Origin of the sequence: Krasilnikovia sp. M28-CT-15 (assembly GCF_047159595.1) — a bacterium.
Lineage (GTDB): Bacteria > Actinomycetota > Actinomycetes > Mycobacteriales > Micromonosporaceae > Actinoplanes.
In genome coordinates this window covers 5,920,961-5,936,416 of sequence record NZ_BAAGAK010000001.1, presented here as the reverse complement: position 1 = coordinate 5,936,416, position 15,456 = coordinate 5,920,961, and the positions used below count along the sequence as shown (strand labels likewise).

Genomic DNA, 15,456 nt, shown 5'->3' with positions numbered 1-15,456 from the left:
GCGGCGGATCGGGAGGCGGCGGATCGGTGGGCGGCGGACCGCCCGGCAGGGGGGCCGTCAGGCCGCGCCCACCAGCTCCCGGGTCGGCTCCTCACCCTCGGGCGCGGAGTCGCGGCCGGTCGGGGCGGCGTGCTTGCCGCCACCGCGCAGGAACCGCGGCGCCCACCAGTTCGCGTTGCCCAGCAGCGTCATCACGGACGGCAGCACCACCGCCCGGATGATCGTGGCGTCGAGCAGGATGGCCGCGGCCAGGCCGACCCCGAGCTGCTTCATGTCGATCGTGCTCAGCGTCGCGAAGATCGCGAAGACGGCGACCATGACGATCGCGGCGCTGCTCACCACGCCCGCCGACCCGGCGATGCCCTCGGCGACCGCCTCCCGGTTGGGCACCCCGCGCTGCACCGCCTCGCGGATCCGGCTGACCACGAAGACGTGGTAGTCCATCGACAGTCCGAACAGGACCACGAACAGGAACAGCGGCAGCCAGGTGACGATCGCACCCATCGAGGTGAACCCGAGCAGCCCCTCCGCCCAGGTGTTCTGGAAGACCAGCACCAGCAGCCCGTACGCGGCGGCCGCCGAGAGCAGGTTGAGGATGATCGAGGTCAGCGCCACCACCACCGAGCGGAACGTCCACGCCATCACGAGGAACGTCAGCGCCAGCACGAAGCCGACCACGACCGGCAGCTTGTGCCAGATGTGGGACGCGTAGTCGTCGCTCTCGGCGACGCCGCCGCCCACCGCGTACTCCGCGCCCGGGACGCTGTCCAGGGCGGCCGGGACCAGATCGTTCCGCAGCCGGTGCAGCGACTGCTCCGCCTCGGCGCTGCGCGTCGAGTACGGGGTGGCCACGGACAGCACGCTGACGGTGTGGTCCGGCGACACCTTGATCTCCGGGCCGGTCGTCTCCAGCTTCGCGAACAGCGGATCGCTCTGGGCGCTGTTCGCCAGCCGGGTCAGCGCCGCCTTCACCGCGTCCGCCTGCTCCGCCGGCGCCTGCACGGCGACGGTGTGGCTGGTGCCGTTGCTCGGGTACGCGGCGGTCAGCCGGTCGTACGCCTGCATGGCGGCCGTGGTGCGCGGCAGGTCCTCCGTACCCGGGAACTTCAGCTTCATCCCCAGCGCGGGTGCGGCCAGGGCCAGCAGCGCGAGCACGCTGACGACCAGGGTGGCCAGTGGCCGGCGCAGCGCCGGGCGCAACACGATCGGCCAGAACCGGCCCGCCATGGGCTGCCCGTCCGGCCCGATACGGCGCGCGGTGAGGCGCCACAGGAACGGCACCCGCGGCCGGTCCACCCAGCGGCCCAGCTTGGCCAGCAGGGCGGGCAGCACGGTCAGCGAGCCGAGCACCGCGACCGCCACGACGAGGATCGAGCCGACCGCCAGCGAGGAGAAGATCGCGTCACCGGCGAGGAACAGACCGGCCATCGCGATGATCACCGCCGTACCGGAGACCACCACCGCGTGGCCGGAGGTCTCCGCGGCGATCTCCACCGCGTCGACGTGGCCGCGCCCCTTGGCCCGTTCCTCGCGTTCCCGGCGCACGTAGAACAGCGAGTAGTCAATGCCGACCGCCATGCCGATCAGCAGGATGACGCTGCTGGTGGAGTCGCTGGCCGGGATGAGGTGCGAGACCAGAGTGGACAGACCCATCGCGGCGGCCACCGAGGACATGGCCAGCAGCACGGGTACGCCCGCGGCGATCAGCGCACCGAACGCGATGATCAGGATGGCCAGGGTCACCGGCAGGCTGAGCAGCTCGGCGCGGTGGAAGTCCTTGCCGAGAGTGTCGTCGAGAGCCTTGCTGATGGAGGGCCCGCCGACCTCCTCGACGCGCAGCTGCGGGTGTGCCTGCTGCACGGTCGCGGTGGCCGCGCGCAGCGGCTCCACCCGGTCGGACGCGGTCTCCGGGTCACCGCTCATGGTGACCGGCACGAGCAGAGCGGACCCGTCACGCGACGGGACCGGCTCGCCGACCTTGGCCACCCCGGGAACGGTGCGCAGCGCCGTGGCGGCGTCCTTGGCCGCCTTCTGCGCCGCCGCCTTGTCCAGCGTGCCGGACTGAGCGGTGATCAGCACGTTCTCCATGGCCGGTTCGGTGTCGAACTTGCCCTGCTCGACGATCACACCGGCCCGGCCGGACTCGCCGATCGCCATGTCCTTCGCGGTGGCCTCGGTGAGCCCGGCGGCGTTGCCGCCGACGAAGCACACCGCCACGAAGACGACCCACATGGCGAGCGCCCGCCACGGATGTTCGGCGCTCCACCGCGCCATGCGTACCGTCACCGGTCGCCGTCCCATCTCCGCTTCCCCCTGCCGTTCGACGTTGTGTCGAAATGAACCTAGGTAGGCGGCGCGGTCGCGACATCCGGGTTGGACCCGCGTTGATCCCCGATCGCCCGCGGGCCGCGTCACGGTCGGGTGCGCGACACCGAAGGCCCGAAATCCTCTGCATCCGGCCTGTTGCTCCACCTGGGGGAGGAGACAGCGCACGATCGACCCTGAGATCGCCCTCAGGGTTGCCCCGCTGCATCCCCGATGTCGTCCCCTGTGCCAAGCTCGCGGTCATGAAGGGACCGCAGCTGTTGTCGGCGTGGGCCGGGCACTGGACGGGATCGGGAACGGGCGTCACGGTGGTGCTGCCGCCGCCCGGCACGGTCGGTTCCGGGGAGGTGCGCGGCGGCGCCCCGGCGACCCGCGAGTTCGCCCTGCTCGACCCGACCCGCCTGGTGGACCGGATCGACGCGGTGGTGCTGTCCGGCGGTTCCGCGTTCGGCCTGGCGGCTGCGGACGGGGTGATGGGGCTGCTGCGGGAGCGTGGTCAGGGCTTCCCGACCCCCGCAGGGCCGGTCCCGATCGTGGTCGGCATGTCCGTCTTCGACGATTCTGTACGGTCTGGGCCGCCCGTTGCCGACGACGGCCTTTCAGCGGCGCTGGCCGCCTGGGCCGGTGAGCCGTTCGGCGTCGGCCGACTCGGCGCCGGTGCGGGTGCCGGTACCGGCGCCTGGCGGGGGCGGCGCGATCCCGGGGGCGTCGGCTGGGCGACCCGGACCGCGGGTGCGGCCGAGGTGGCCGCGCTGGTCGTCGTGAACGCGTGGGGCGACGTCCTCGACGACACGGGCCGGCCGCTGTTCGGGGGCGCCGAGGACCCGCTGCCGAGCGGGACCGGGTTCGGGCGGCAGAACACGACGATCGGGGTGGTGCTGACCACCGCCCGACTGTCCAAGACAGACTGTTTCCTGCTGGCACAGAGCGGCCACACCGGCTTTGCGCGCGCGATCCACCCGGCGCACTCCCGATTCGACGGCGACGCGGTGGTGGGGCTGGCGACGGGCGAGGTGAGCGCCGACGTCAGCCTGGAATTGGTGCGGGCGGTCGCGGTCGACTCGATGGTCGCGGCGGTCCGCGGCGCGGTCAGCGTTCACCCGTGATGCCAGAGTCGCTCGTCAGTGCGGCGCTCTGCTGGTCCACAACACGTGATCCGGATCGTCTAGCCAGAAACGGTGCATCCCCTCGCGGGTGACGGTGAGCCCCACACGTTCGCGGCTCGGTGACCCAGCGTCGAGCCAGGATTGATGCGCGGCCTCAATCTCGTCCCACACGCGACGGGTGCCGTACTGCTCGACCTTCATCGCGTCGTCTTCCAGACATGACCAGGATCCGTCAGAGGAGAACAACCACAATTGATCCGCCTCGCCTTCGGGCGTGAAACCGATCCACGTCGCATTCGGCACCAACAGCGCGATCCACAATCCGGCGGACGCCTCATGTAGCACCGTGCTGCCGACGCGGGCATCCCTGCTCTGTCCTGTCTGCCGTAGGGCAGTGGCGAGCGATTCCTCGGTGCGGGCGACGCCGCGGGTAGGCATGAATCCTCCGGCCATGGTGAGGAAGCGGCCCTCGGCAACTCCGTCGTTCACGGTCAGCCGCACGAGTGGGCCGCCACCGAGGTCGCGCCACAGGCTGGTGACGATGGCGCCGCCGTTGCGGGTCTGGTCTATCCAGGCGCGAGGAACGAACGGGAACGACACGGTCGCGATAACGTGGTCGTACGGTGCGCCGCCCTGCCAGCCTGTAGCGCCATCAGCAACCTCAACCGTCGGTGCGTATCCGCACGCTTTCAACCGGTCGCGCGCAAGCTCGGCTACGTGCGGGTCGACCTCGATGGTGGTCACCAGTTCCTCATCCAGCCGATGCGACAGCAGCGCGGCGTTATACCCGGTCCCCGTGCCGATCTCCAGGACCTGATCCGAACCGGCGAGCCCCAGCGCGTCCAACATGTACGCCATCAGGCTGGGCTGGGTGGAACTGGATGTGCCGTCGCCTGCGATCGGCTCCGCCGCCGGGTCCGGATCCGTGTCGCCGTTGACCTGTGTCGTGAGCGTCGTGTCGGCGTAGACCAGCGGAAGGTACTGCGGGTGGCTTGAGTCGATGGCGCGCCACCGGCCGTCTGTTTCCTGGATGAAGAACCTGGGCAGGAAGGTGTGACGCGGCACCTCCCGGAACGCGGTACGCAGGAAAGGGTCCTTCAACGAGCCCTGGTCCGCGAGCCGCGACACGAACAGCTCTCTCATGGTTGTCGATTCGTCGTTCACGGTGTCGCGCCCTCCAATACGTCCGCAATTGCACTTGCTATGGGCATGCCGGTTTCATCTTCGATCCAGGCCCATTGCCCGTTCGGGTTTGCTTCCAGAAAGACATGGCCGCCGTCGGGCGTAACGATCATGTCGATGGCCGCGAACCTCAGCCGCATCTCCCGCATGAAACGGTGAATCTTGTCAGCTACATGATCGGGCACCGAGTAGGAACGGTATGTCAAGTTCTGATAGTCGGCGCGCCAGTCCTGTCGGCCGATCTCACTGTTTGCGTCAATCCGGGCGACAAACAATCTTTCGCCGACCACAGTGATGCGTAGCTCATACGCTTTCGTAATGCGCGGTTGGAACATGTGCGTCGTGGCTCGAACGCCGTCGTCGATTGTGTCCATGTCGACCGGTGAGGCGTAGATGACTGTGCCATCGGACAGAATTCCGCCGGTCAGCGGCTTGTAGATCAAGGCACCGTGGGCCTTCGCGAAGACCCGCGCTGCATCTGGATCGTTGGTGACCAACGTCGGTGGGACGCGTAAACCCACCTGAGCGGCCGTGGCGATCTGGCATGGCTTGTGCTCGGCCGCCCGTATCGTCTCCGGGTGGTTCAGCCATGGGAGGGTGGAGAGTACGCCGCGAAGGCCTGCGCTGGCCTCTCGTTCGAGCCACTCGAACTCGCGGACGTCGGGCGCGACGGTGGATCGCCCGGGACGGCGCCACCACGCACACGCCACGTCCGCCAGGTCAAGAGTGCGCTCCCCGGCGCGGAGCAAGCCTGTCCAGCCGACGCCGAAATGGGCGGCGAGCGAGACCACCGCCGGATAGTCGGCCGGATCGCAGCGAAACACGGGCACTGCGCGCCGATTCAATTCGACTATCACTGCGTCTGCTGTGACATCGAAGTGAGCTGTGAAGATCGCTACGGTCCGGCCGCCCACGGGTTGATCAGTCCTCTCTCTGGTCCTGGTCGCGATCGGCACCACCCTGGTTGTCCTGCCGAGCCGTATTGGTCGACGTCGTTCCGGTGGTGTGCCGCAGCGCAGGGAGCGTAATACCGCCGCCCTCAACAATGCTGATCTGCTGTACCGGGTCGTAGTGGACAGTGGACAGGTCAACCAGCGCTGGTACGACTGGGACGGCATGGCGTAGGCCAAATGCCATGGTCATTTCTCGCGCCTCCTTCTCCGAGGGTCATTACGAGGCTACGCACCACGTCGCCGAACGGGCGTGCGAAGAGTTCCGTCAGATGCGACTGTGGCGAATGATCAACGTGCGGTGCTTGCCCGAGCGTGGGCTCACGAGCGCCGAAATCGCAATGCGGACAGTCCGAGTGTTCATGAGTCACCGCCGCTTGGGCGGTGGCGGCTCCCACGCGCGTAGAGCCGTGAGCAGACATTCCAGGGTGGCGGGGTCAGGCGGATGCGCCACCGCGGCTCGGCCGACCGCGCGAAGCTTCGGGTGGAGTGATGCGCCACGGACCCGCCGGGGCAGGGGAGGCGCCGGGATTGCGGCCTTGGATGTGGTCATCGGACCCCAGCCCTCGCGTGGCGTTGATCATGACTTTCTGAACAGCGGAGAACCCGGCCGCACAGCGGACACCACCGGTTCTTGACCTTGAACGACAGTAGCCCGGCTAGAAAACCAGACCCGAGGAAGGCTAGTGCCAGGAATACCATGATCCCCCCAATGTCGGGTGGCGGTTTGGGGCGGGGCGGCCACCAGGGAAGATGCGCTCGTGACCACCCCGCCGCGTTCGATGCTGGCTCTGAGGATGGCGTGATGCAACATTCCACAGCAGAAAAGGCATGATGGGGTCTGGAGATTTTCATGATCAGGCTGTAAACCTTCCATGAAGGAGGGTCCATGCCTTCCATGAACGGCCCTACAGGTCACGGGATGGAAGGAAGCATCGGTGGACAGCGAGAGCGCCGGATCGACAGTGCCGCGCCGCGAACTCGGCCGATACCTGCGGGGCTTGCGAGAGGGGGTCAAGCCGAAGAAGATCACGATCGAGGTGGCGGCAGAGCACATGGAGTGCTCCACGCAGAAGATCTGGCGCATCGAAAAGGGCGAATCGCCGGTGCGTGGGATTGACGTCAAGGCGCTCTGCGAGCTGTATGGCGCATCGCCGGACCTCACCGAGGCCCTCATCGGTCTGGCCAAAGAGACCAAGGCCAAAGGCTGGTGGCAGTCCTACGGGGACGCTGTTCCGGGGTGGTTCGAGTTGTATGTGGGCCTTGAAGCTGCCGCGTCGCGGCTCCGCAAGTTTGAGCCAGCAATCGTTCCTGGACTGCTCCAGTCGCCCGCATATATGGAGGCCGTCCTCCGTGCTGACGGACCGGACCTCGCGGATGCGGAGCTGGATCGACGTATAAAGATCAGACAAGAGCGTCAGGGGTTGCTGTCGCGACACTTCCCCTCGCCCCCGCAATTGGAAGTCATCATTGCTGAGTCAGCGTTATTGGCGGTGCTGGAAACCTCAGGCGCGATGCATCAGCAATTGTGGTACCTGTTGAAGGCGAATGAGCAAGGGCATATCTCAGTGCGGGTCCTGCCAACCTCTGCTGGACCACACAGGGCATCCATATCCGGTGCGTTCACGATTCTTGAATTTCCGACAACTAACGGGGATAGAGGGGAGCCCCCCACGGTCTACTCAGAAAGCCTCACCGGGGCTCTCTACCTAGATCGACCGAAGGAGCTGGACGTTTACGAGCAGGCATGGACTGCCTTGGCAACCCTTGCCTTGAGTGATGAGGATTCAGACGACATGATCAAGAAGATCATGACGACAGGGGAGATGAAAAGCCGTGGGTAATCACGATTTCGCCGGTGCCGTCTGGCGCAAGAGCACTCGGAGTGGCAGTAACGGGGGCGATTGTGTAGAAGTTGCTGACAATCTACCCGACATCATCGCGGTCCGTGACTCAAAGGACCGGAGCGGCCCAATCCTGACCTTTACGCCGGACGAATGGGAGGCGTTCCTCACAGGCGCCAAGGACGGCGAATTCGACCTGTAGAAGGGCACTGCGACTCCGAGCACGAGCCGTGGCCGACCGTGCGGGATGCGGCCCGTAACGCGGCGAGTTTCTCGGCGGTTCAGCAGCAGGGAAGCTGGCCGTGTGGTGCAGACGTGGATCACGGACCGAGGCTGCTCTGCTTGACCGAGGAATGAGGATGGACGGATGAGAGCGGTCGTGTACGACCGGTACGGCCCCCCGGACGTGTTGCGGATCGAGAACGTCCCCCGGCCGTCTCCGGCTGCCAGCCAGGTGCTGGTGCAGGTCGCGGCGACCTCCGTGAACCTGAGCGACTGGGAGACCCTGCGCGGCTCGCCGCTGTACTCACGCATCGGTGGGCTGCGCACCCCGGCACGCCGGATCCTCGGCTCGGACATCGCCGGACGGGTCGAGGCGGTCGGCCCGGCCGTGACCAGCTTCCGGCCCGGTGACGAGGTCTACGGCGACAATCTCGGGCTCAAGGGCGGCTTCGCCGAGTACGCGATCGCCCCCGAGGCGGCGCTGGCCCGCAAACCCCCGGCCCTGACGTTCGCCGAGGCGTCGACGATTCCGCAGGCGGGCGTGATCGCGTGGCAGGGGACCGGCGGCGTCGCGCCCGGACACCGGGTCCTGATCAACGGCGCTGGCGGAGGTTCGGGTTCGTTCGCCATTCAGCTCGCCAAGCGACTCGGCGCCCACGTGACCGGCGTCGACAACGCGGGCAAGCTCGACTTCATGCGGTCGGCCGGTGCGGACAAGGTGATCGACTATCGAAGCGAGGACTTCACCCGCGGTGGCCCGTACGATCTCATCCTCGATCTGGTCGCGCACCGGTCGGTGTTCGCCTACCGCCGGGCCCTGGCCCGCGGTGGTCGGTACCGGTGCGTCGGCGGGTCGGTCTCGGCTCTGCTGCGCATCCTGACGGTCGGCACGGTGGCCGGTCGGCTCACGCACCGCCGCCTCGGCGTCCTCGCGGTCAAGGAGGGGCCGGCGTATTTCGAGCCGGTCGCCGACCTCTGCGTGGCGGGCGACCTCACCATCCACATCAGCCACACGGTCGGCCTCGACGACGTGCCCTCGGCACTGGCCGATGTCGGCGAGGGGCGCGCCCTCGGCAAGGTGGTGGTGAGCGTGAATTGACTCGATCAGCCGCGGGGAGGCGCGGCCGGCATCGGGGACGTGGAGCTGTCGTGCAACGCGACGAGCTCCCCGGCGGTGCCGATTGCTGACCGGTGCTCCGGGTGGTCGAGATAGCGGCGCAGGCTCAGGGCGAGAAACGCCGGATCCACGTGCAGGCGGTCCGCCGAGAGATGCCAGGGGAGCAACGGGCCGGGCGACCCGGCGGGCGGGCACCGATACAGGGTGATCACCCGGGGGTTCGGCTTGGCCTGGGGCGGCGGGCCGCCGGGCACCAGTTCGTCCCAGCCGAACCGCCGCCGGGTCCACAGCGCCCGGAGGGTGACGCCGTGCGGGTCGAGAATCAGCCGCGGTCGACCGGCCAGAACCAGCGCGACGCCCGCGACCAGCGTGACGACGGCGAGCACGATCCAGATGTCGGTGGCCACTCCCAGGTCGGCGATCCGTACCCGGTCCGTGCCGGGAACGCGCTCGTGGGGCACCATGCCGCCGCCCAACCAGCCGACGAGCACGGCCTGCGGACCGGCCCAACGCGGGGTCAGGTCGGCCACGAAGCGGCGCCGTCCGGCGTCCACGCCCCACGCCGCCGGTCGCCGCCAGGCCGGACGCGTGCACAGCCAGAACCCGCCGAGCGGGATCAGAACGGCGGCCAGCGCCGCAGCCACCGTGGCTGCGAGGCTGACCGGCCAGGGCCTCAGCGGCAGGGCCAGCGGGGACACCCAGAATTCGGTCACGACGCGCAGGGCGAAGGCCAGCAGGGCGAACGGAACGGCGATCAGGCGGGCGACACTAGCGGACACGGCGACAGCGTACGGATACGAAGCCACCGGTGGATCGGCCCCGGGGCGACGAGAACGGTACGGTCAGCCGCCGAAGCCGCGGTCTGAGCCGGGGCGGCGGCGCGCAGTGGGTGGCGGAGCGTCCGATTCCACCGCGACGCCGATCCGCAGCACGAGATACGGCACGTCGCCGCCGGGCAGCAAGCCGCGCACGAGACCGGCCGCCTCCGGCACCTCCAGCACATCGGTCATCGGAGAGTTCGCCAGGCCCTCCACCACGGTGGTCAGCAGCACCGCCGACAGCGCCTCCCCGGCGCGCAGCCAGTCGCGCGGGCCGTCGCCCGGACCGTGCAGGATCGCGTAGGTGGTGCCGCGGTCGTCACCGCTGCCGGCCGCGAGGATCCCGGCCTGCGCCGGATCGCCGACCCGTGGGAGTCCGGACGCCGCGTCCGCGCCCGGCGTGACCGGTGTAGCCGTCGTCGTCTGCGGTGTGCGCCCGGCGTCAGCGGCCGGGGTGTAGTCGCGGACCGGCACGCGGTGCGGCCCGGGACGGACGGCCGACCCGGGCGCGACGCCGTCGTCGCTGCCGGGAGGGCGCCCGGTCCACCGCGCCGCCATGGCACGGTACGCCGGGTCGGCCAGCTCAGCCGCCGCTGCCACCGCTGCCGCCCGCGCCAGGGTGGGCACCCGGCCGTCCGGAACGGGGTACAGACCGGTGTCCTCGGCGCGGGCCGCCGCCTCCAGCCGGGCCAGGGTGGCGGGCTCCGCCCGGGTGGGGCCGAACGGGCGCCGGTCGGTGTGCCGCGTCGGGATCGCTCCACGGAGCCGGCGCACCCACGGGTCCGGTTCGGCGTGGCCGTGCACGTCGAGGCGCGCCAGCAGGTCAGGGTCGGCCTCGTCGGGCAGCCGGGACACGTCCACGAGGCGCCCCGCGGCGGCCAGCGCGAGGCGGGCGTGGTGCAGCGCGGCGCCACAACTGAGCAGCAGCTGATGACCGTCGGGGTCGGCGGGCGTGAGCTGCCGTCCCGGGTCGCGCAGGAGCTCCAGGCTGCGCGGGCCGACGCGCCAGCGCCACGGCTGGGTGTTGAACACCGACGGCGCGCGCTGCGCCACCCGGGCCGCCTCGGCGAGTGCCCGTTCCAGGTCGGTGTGCCGGGCGGGCGGCATCAGGCGCTGGCCGGGTTCGCCGGGCTGAACTGGCCCGGGGCCACGCTCTGCTCGGCCCGGATCACGTGCATCACCGCGTTGATCAGGGCCAGGTGGGTGAAGGCCTGCGGGAAGTTGCCCAGGTGCCGACCGCTGTTCGTGTCGATCTCCTCGGCGTACAGCTCCAGGGGGCTGGCGTAGGCCAGCAGCCGCTCGCACAGCTTGCGGGCCTGTTCCACCTCGCCGATCTCCACCAGCGCGGCGACCAGCCAGAACGAGCAGATCGTGAACGCGCCCTCCTCGCCCGCGAGCCCGTCGTCGGTCTCCTCCACCCGGTAGCGCAGCACCAGCCCGTCCACGGTCAGTTCGTCCGCGACCGCCTGCACCGTGGCCCGGATCCGGGGGTCGTCGGCGGGCAGGAACCGCAGCAGCGGCAGCAGCAGCACGGAGGCGTCCAGGGCGGTCGTGCCGTACCTCTGCACGAAGACGCCGCGGGCGTCGACGCCTTTGGCGCACACCTCTTCGTGGATCTGGTCGGCCAGGGTCTGCCACTTCTCGGCGTACTCGGGCTCGTCGTACATGCGGGCCAGGCGGGCGCCGCGGTCTAGGGCCACCCAGCACATCGCCTTGCTGGAGACGAAGTGCTGCGGCTCGCCGCGGACCTCCCAGATGCCGCGGTCCGGTTCCTCCCAGTGCGCGGCGGCCTGCTCGACCTGGCGTTTGAGTACGGGCCACAGCGACTCGGGCAGCTGCTCGCGGGAGCGGGCGTGCAGATACACCGAGTCCAGCACGGCACCCCACACGTCGTGCTGCTTCTGCTTGTACGCGGCGTTGCCCAGCCGCACCGGGAAGGCGCCCTCGTACCCGGACAGGTGCGGCAGCGCCTCCTCCTCGATCTCCCGTTCGCCGCCGACCCGGTACATCACCTGGAGGTCGTGCCCGTCCTTGCAGGCGTCGTGGATGAAGTAGAAGAAGTCGTTGGCCTCCCGGTCGAAGCCCAATGTGTACAGACCCCACAGCGCGAACGTGGAGTCGCGGACCCACGCGTACCGGTAGTCCCAGTTGCGTTCGCCCCTCGGGGTCTCGGGCAGCGCCATGGTGGCCGCGGCCAGCAGCGCGCCGCTCGGGGCGTACGTGAGGCCCTTGAGGGTCAGCGCGCTGCGCTGCAGATAGCTGCGCCACGGGTGGTCGGGGAAGTCGCCCAGGGTGATCCACTGCCGCCAGTACTCGGAGGTGCGGCCCATCCGGCACATCGCATCGTCCAGGGTGAGCGGCGGTGGCAGGGCCGACCAGCTCAGCGCCACGAAGTGGGAGTCGCCCTCGACCATCCGGGTCCGTGCGTTGAGGCCGCGGCCCTCGATGCCGGGACGCAGGTCCGTGGTGAGGCGCAGGGTCATCTCGGCGTCCGGGCAGTCCGCGACGACCTGGCCGTAGCCGGGACCCTCGTAGCGCCAGGTGGGCTCGCGGCGGCCGTAGTCGAACACCGGCTCGCAGGTCATCGACAGGTCCACCGACCCGCTGACGCAGCGCACCGTACGCAGCAGGCAGTGCTCGGCGTCGAAGTCGGTGGGGGAGCGGCGGTGGGTGCGGGAGCGCTCGTCGATGTTGTGCCACGGCCCCATGCACAACGCGTCGCGCACGATCAGCCACCCGGTACGGGTCTGCCACGTCGTCTCGAGCATCAGGCTGCCCGGCAGGTAGCGCCGCGCGGCGGGCACCATCTCGTCGTACGGGCCGAGCCGGAATGCGCCCGCGCTGCGGTCGAGCATGGTGCTGAACACGCTCGGCGAGTCCGGCCGGGGCAGGCACATCCACTCGACCGCGCCGTTCGGCGCGACCAGGCAGTTCACCTCGCAGTCGGAGAGGAACGCGTAGTCGGCGATGGGCGGGAATGCGCTGCGGCCCCACGGCTGCGGCGGCAGCGTCGGGACCGCGGAGTCTGATCGCGCGTTCTCCATACCGCCGATGGTCGCCCCAGCAGTGCGGCGCGCGCCATCGTTTGACACTCGAACGGTGGTGCCGGGGCGCGAACGTGGTGTGAATTCTCGTCGATGCCGGGTCATGCGTTGCCACTTTCCCGGGGGAAATCCCTGGTCAAGCGTAGTCTAGTTATGTAGAGTTTCGCCGTGCCCCGGATACCGCATACCTCACCCCAGACCCTGCTCGTGTTCCAGGCGCTGATGGCCGCCCCGGAGCGCTGGCGCTACGGCTACGACCTCAGCAAGGAGACCGGCCTCGCCTCCGGCACCCTGTACCCGATCCTCATGCGGCTCGCCAAACAGGGCCTGCTCGACACCGGGTGGGAGCCGTCCGAGGAGCCCGGCCGCCCGCCCCGGCACACCTACCGGCTCACGGCGGACGGGGCAGCGCTCGCCCGCGAACGCCTCGACCGATCCGCCGCCCCTGCCGCGCTCGCCCGGCGCGGCGGGCCGCGCCTCGCGTTCGGGGTGTTCCGGTGAGCGCCGTGACCGGGCTGGACCGCCCGGTGCAGACCGACGGCCTGCTCCGCCGCGTCGCCTACCAGGCGCTGGCCCTGGCCGTGCGCGGCCGCGGCAGCGAGGGTGGCCCGTGGGGCGAGGCCGTCCTGGCGGAGTTCGCCCAGACGCGGGGCCCCTGGGAGGCGCTGCGCTGGTCGTTCGGCGGCATCCGGACCGCACTGCGGGAGCGGCGCGCCCGGCGCGCCGACCTGCCCACCCGGGTCCGTGTGCGCCGCCGGATCATCGTCGCGGCGCTCGTGCTGCTGCCGCTGGCCGCCGCGGTGCACCACTGGGTCCTCACCCCGATGTACGTGCCGTCGGGGGCGATGGAGCCGAGCCTGCAGGTGGGCGACCGCTGGCTGATGGACCGCGTCTCGTTCCGGGCGACCGGCCTGCGGTACGGCGACGTGGTCGCGTTCCAGGACGGCTCGGTGATCCTGGCGCAACGCGTGATCGGGCTGCCCGGAGACACGATCACCTGCCGCGGCGGGCGGGTCCTGCGCAACGGTACGGCGCTGGACGAGCCGTACCTGAATGCCGGTGCGCAGACGGATTGTCCGACGACGACCGTCACCGCGGGCAGGGTCTACCTGCTCGGTGACAATCGGGGGGTGGCGGTCGAGGTCCCACCGGTCCGTACGGATCAGGTGGCGGGCAGGATGCTGGGTCATCTGCCGCGGTGGTGGCCAGTCCTCTCGGCGCCCCAGTCCATGGAGGTTTCCCGGTCCTGAGCGGGTGGCGCCCCCTCGTGGGGCGCCACCCCACGAAACCCCGTGATCCCGTGTGTCCGGCGCACATAGTGACGCCGGTCACTTTCCCATAGCGTTTCGCGACACAGGCGCCCCCGCTGGAGGGGCGCCCGCGACATGTGGGAGGGGACCAACGTGGAGCGGCCGATCCTGCAGGCGCGTGGCCTCGGCAAGCGGTTCCGCGGCTTCCCGGCCGTGGGCCGGGTGGACCTCGACGTGGCGCACGGCAGCGTGCACGCGCTCGTGGGCCCGAACGGTGCCGGCAAGACCACCCTGTTCAACCTGCTGACCGGCTTCCTGCGCCCGTCGGCGGGGCGGATCACCCTCGACGGGCGCGACGTCACCGGGCTGGCCCCGGAGCGGGTCGCCCGGCTCGGGGTGGCCCGCTCGTTCCAGATCACCACGCTGTTCCCCAAGGTCTCCGCCCGCGAGCACGTCGAGCTGGCGGTGCAGGCGACCACCGGGCAGGGCTGGCGGTTCTGGCGCTCGGAACGGCGCCTCGGCCGCTTCCGCGACCGGGCCTTGCACCTGCTGGACGAGGTGGGCCTCGCCGACGCCGCGGAGACCCCGGCCGGCGAGCTCGCGTACGGCCGTAAACGCGCCCTCGAACTGGCCGTCGCGCTGGCCCTGGACCCGCGGGTGCTGCTGCTCGACGAGCCCACCGCGGGCATGGGCGCCGAGGATGTGGACCGTACCGTCGCGCTGATCTCCCGGGTCCGCGCGGGCCGGACCGTGGTGCTGGTCGAGCACAACATGACAGTGGTCCGGAGCCTGGCCGACCGGGTCACGGTGCTGCAGCACGGCGACGTCCTCGTCGAGGGCGGCTACGCCGAGGTACGCGCCGACCCCCGGGTGATCACCGCGTACCTGGGGGAGTCCCATGTTGACCGTTGACTCGCTGCGCGCCGGGTACGGCGAGGCGCAGGTGTTGCGCGACGTCAGCCTGAGCGTGGCCGCGGGGGAGATCGTCACCCTGGTCGGCCGCAACGGCGCCGGGAAGACCACGTTGCTGCGCTGCCTCATGGGCCTGCACACCCCGACCGCCGGAAGCGTCACGTTCCTCGGCGACACCCGCTTCCACACCCGACCCGCGCACCGGCGTGCCCGGGCCGGGCTCGGGTACGTGCCCGACGACCGCGGCATCTACGCCACCCTCAGCGTCGAGGAGAACCTGCTGCTGCCGCCGGTCGTCGGGCCGGACCCGTGGCCCATGGACCGGATCTACGCCACCTTCCCGGTGCTGAAACAGCGCCGCCGCGCCGCCGGTACCCACCTGTCCGGCGGGGAGCAGCAGATGCTGGCGCTGGCCCGGGTGCTGCGCAGCGGCGCCCGGCTGCTGCTCTGCGACGAACCCACCGAAGGGCTGTCCCCCCTGCTGGTGCAACAGATCGGCGACATCCTGCGGCAGATCAAGGCCGCCGGGGTCACGGTGCTGCTCATCGAACAGAACCTGCACTTCGCGACGAGCGTCGCCGACCGCCACCACCTGCTGGCGCAGGGCCGGGTGGTCGAGGCGCTCGACAACGACCAGGTACGCGAGCGCGAACACGAGCTGCTCGCGTACCTCGGCATCTGAGAAA

General features: G+C 70.1%; 15 protein-coding genes. 8 read left to right on the top strand and 7 right to left on the bottom strand.

Annotated features, from left to right (window positions below; all coding sequences use genetic code 11):
* Nucleotides 1-57: 57 nt before the first annotated feature.
* Nucleotides 58-2,301 (bottom strand): MMPL family transporter, encoded by a 2,244-nt coding sequence (locus ACMCNO_RS27200; RefSeq protein ID WP_412752291.1) that lies wholly within the window; start codon nucleotides 2,299-2,301, stop codon nucleotides 58-60.
* Nucleotides 2,302-2,567: 266 nt separating this feature from the next.
* Between ACMCNO_RS27200 and ACMCNO_RS27195 the strand changes: the two genes are divergently transcribed.
* A complete protein-coding gene (locus ACMCNO_RS27195) occupies nucleotides 2,568-3,431 on the top strand; it encodes a P1 family peptidase (protein ID WP_412752290.1) in 864 nt (287 codons plus the stop codon).
* A gap of 15 nt (nucleotides 3,432-3,446) precedes the next feature.
* On the opposite strand, the gene tgmC is transcribed toward ACMCNO_RS27195, so the two are convergent.
* The 3 genes from tgmC to tgmA are packed head-to-tail and all read right to left on the bottom strand — an operon-like array spanning nucleotide 3,447 to nucleotide 5,756.
* On the bottom strand, nucleotides 3,447-4,595 hold the full coding sequence (tgmC, locus tag ACMCNO_RS27190; protein WP_412752289.1) for an ATP-grasp peptide maturase system methyltransferase: 1,149 nt from the start codon (nucleotides 4,593-4,595) through the stop codon (nucleotides 3,447-3,449).
* The gene (gene tgmB, locus ACMCNO_RS27185; RefSeq protein ID WP_412752288.1) at nucleotides 4,592-5,527 is read right to left on the bottom strand and encodes an ATP-grasp ribosomal peptide maturase; all 936 of its coding nucleotides are present in this window, start codon (nucleotides 5,525-5,527) and stop codon (nucleotides 4,592-4,594) included. Before tgmB ends, tgmC begins: the two co-directional genes overlap by 4 nt.
* A gap of 7 nt (nucleotides 5,528-5,534) precedes the next feature.
* Entirely contained in the window at nucleotides 5,535-5,756 is a 222-nt protein-coding gene (tgmA, locus tag ACMCNO_RS27180; protein ID WP_412752287.1) for a putative ATP-grasp-modified RiPP, read from the bottom strand.
* A 745-nt stretch (nucleotides 5,757-6,501) separates the two neighbouring features.
* Here tgmA and ACMCNO_RS27175 point away from each other — a divergent pair.
* The 3 genes from ACMCNO_RS27175 to ACMCNO_RS27165 all read left to right on the top strand — a co-directional run bounded on the left by ACMCNO_RS27175 (nucleotide 6,502) and on the right by ACMCNO_RS27165 (nucleotide 8,728).
* On the top strand, nucleotides 6,502-7,407 hold the full coding sequence (locus ACMCNO_RS27175; protein ID WP_412752286.1) for a helix-turn-helix domain-containing protein: 906 nt from the start codon (nucleotides 6,502-6,504) through the stop codon (nucleotides 7,405-7,407).
* Nucleotides 7,400-7,609, top strand: a complete 210-nt coding sequence (locus tag ACMCNO_RS27170; RefSeq protein ID WP_412752285.1) for a DUF397 domain-containing protein — start codon at nucleotides 7,400-7,402, stop codon at nucleotides 7,607-7,609. The genes ACMCNO_RS27175 and ACMCNO_RS27170 overlap by 8 nt, the downstream gene beginning before the upstream one ends.
* Before the next feature lie 165 nt (nucleotides 7,610-7,774).
* Nucleotides 7,775-8,728 (top strand): NAD(P)-dependent alcohol dehydrogenase, encoded by a 954-nt coding sequence (locus ACMCNO_RS27165; RefSeq protein ID WP_412752284.1) that lies wholly within the window; start codon nucleotides 7,775-7,777, stop codon nucleotides 8,726-8,728.
* A 5-nt stretch (nucleotides 8,729-8,733) separates the two neighbouring features.
* Here the strand turns inward: ACMCNO_RS27165 and ACMCNO_RS27160 are convergent, their stop codons facing one another.
* From ACMCNO_RS27160 to ACMCNO_RS27150, 3 genes are all read right to left on the bottom strand, one after another.
* Entirely contained in the window at nucleotides 8,734-9,525 is a 792-nt protein-coding gene (locus ACMCNO_RS27160; protein WP_412752283.1) for a hypothetical protein, read from the bottom strand.
* Nucleotides 9,526-9,588: 63 nt separating this feature from the next.
* Nucleotides 9,589-10,671, bottom strand: coding sequence for an Acg family FMN-binding oxidoreductase (locus tag ACMCNO_RS27155; RefSeq protein WP_412752282.1), 1,083 nt, complete (start codon nucleotides 10,669-10,671; stop codon nucleotides 9,589-9,591).
* A complete protein-coding gene (locus tag ACMCNO_RS27150) occupies nucleotides 10,671-12,608 on the bottom strand; it encodes a glycoside hydrolase family 15 protein (RefSeq protein ID WP_412752281.1) in 1,938 nt (645 codons plus the stop codon). Before ACMCNO_RS27150 ends, ACMCNO_RS27155 begins: the two co-directional genes overlap by 1 nt.
* 168 nt (nucleotides 12,609-12,776) lie before the next feature.
* Here ACMCNO_RS27150 and ACMCNO_RS27145 point away from each other — a divergent pair, with 168 nt between their 5' ends.
* The 4 genes from ACMCNO_RS27145 to ACMCNO_RS27130 all read left to right on the top strand — a co-directional run bounded on the left by ACMCNO_RS27145 (nucleotide 12,777) and on the right by ACMCNO_RS27130 (nucleotide 15,452).
* Complete coding sequence (locus ACMCNO_RS27145; RefSeq protein WP_412752280.1) at nucleotides 12,777-13,109, top strand: PadR family transcriptional regulator; 333 nt, start codon at nucleotides 12,777-12,779, stop codon at nucleotides 13,107-13,109.
* Nucleotides 13,106-13,858, top strand: coding sequence for a signal peptidase I (gene lepB / locus ACMCNO_RS27140; protein WP_412752279.1), 753 nt, complete (start codon nucleotides 13,106-13,108; stop codon nucleotides 13,856-13,858). Before ACMCNO_RS27145 ends, lepB begins: the two co-directional genes overlap by 4 nt.
* Before the next feature lie 135 nt (nucleotides 13,859-13,993).
* Entirely contained in the window at nucleotides 13,994-14,770 is a 777-nt protein-coding gene (locus tag ACMCNO_RS27135; protein WP_412752278.1) for an ABC transporter ATP-binding protein, read from the top strand.
* Entirely contained in the window at nucleotides 14,757-15,452 is a 696-nt protein-coding gene (locus tag ACMCNO_RS27130) for an ABC transporter ATP-binding protein (protein WP_412752277.1), read from the top strand. Before ACMCNO_RS27135 ends, ACMCNO_RS27130 begins: the two co-directional genes overlap by 14 nt.
* Nucleotides 15,453-15,456: the final 4 nt, after the last annotated feature.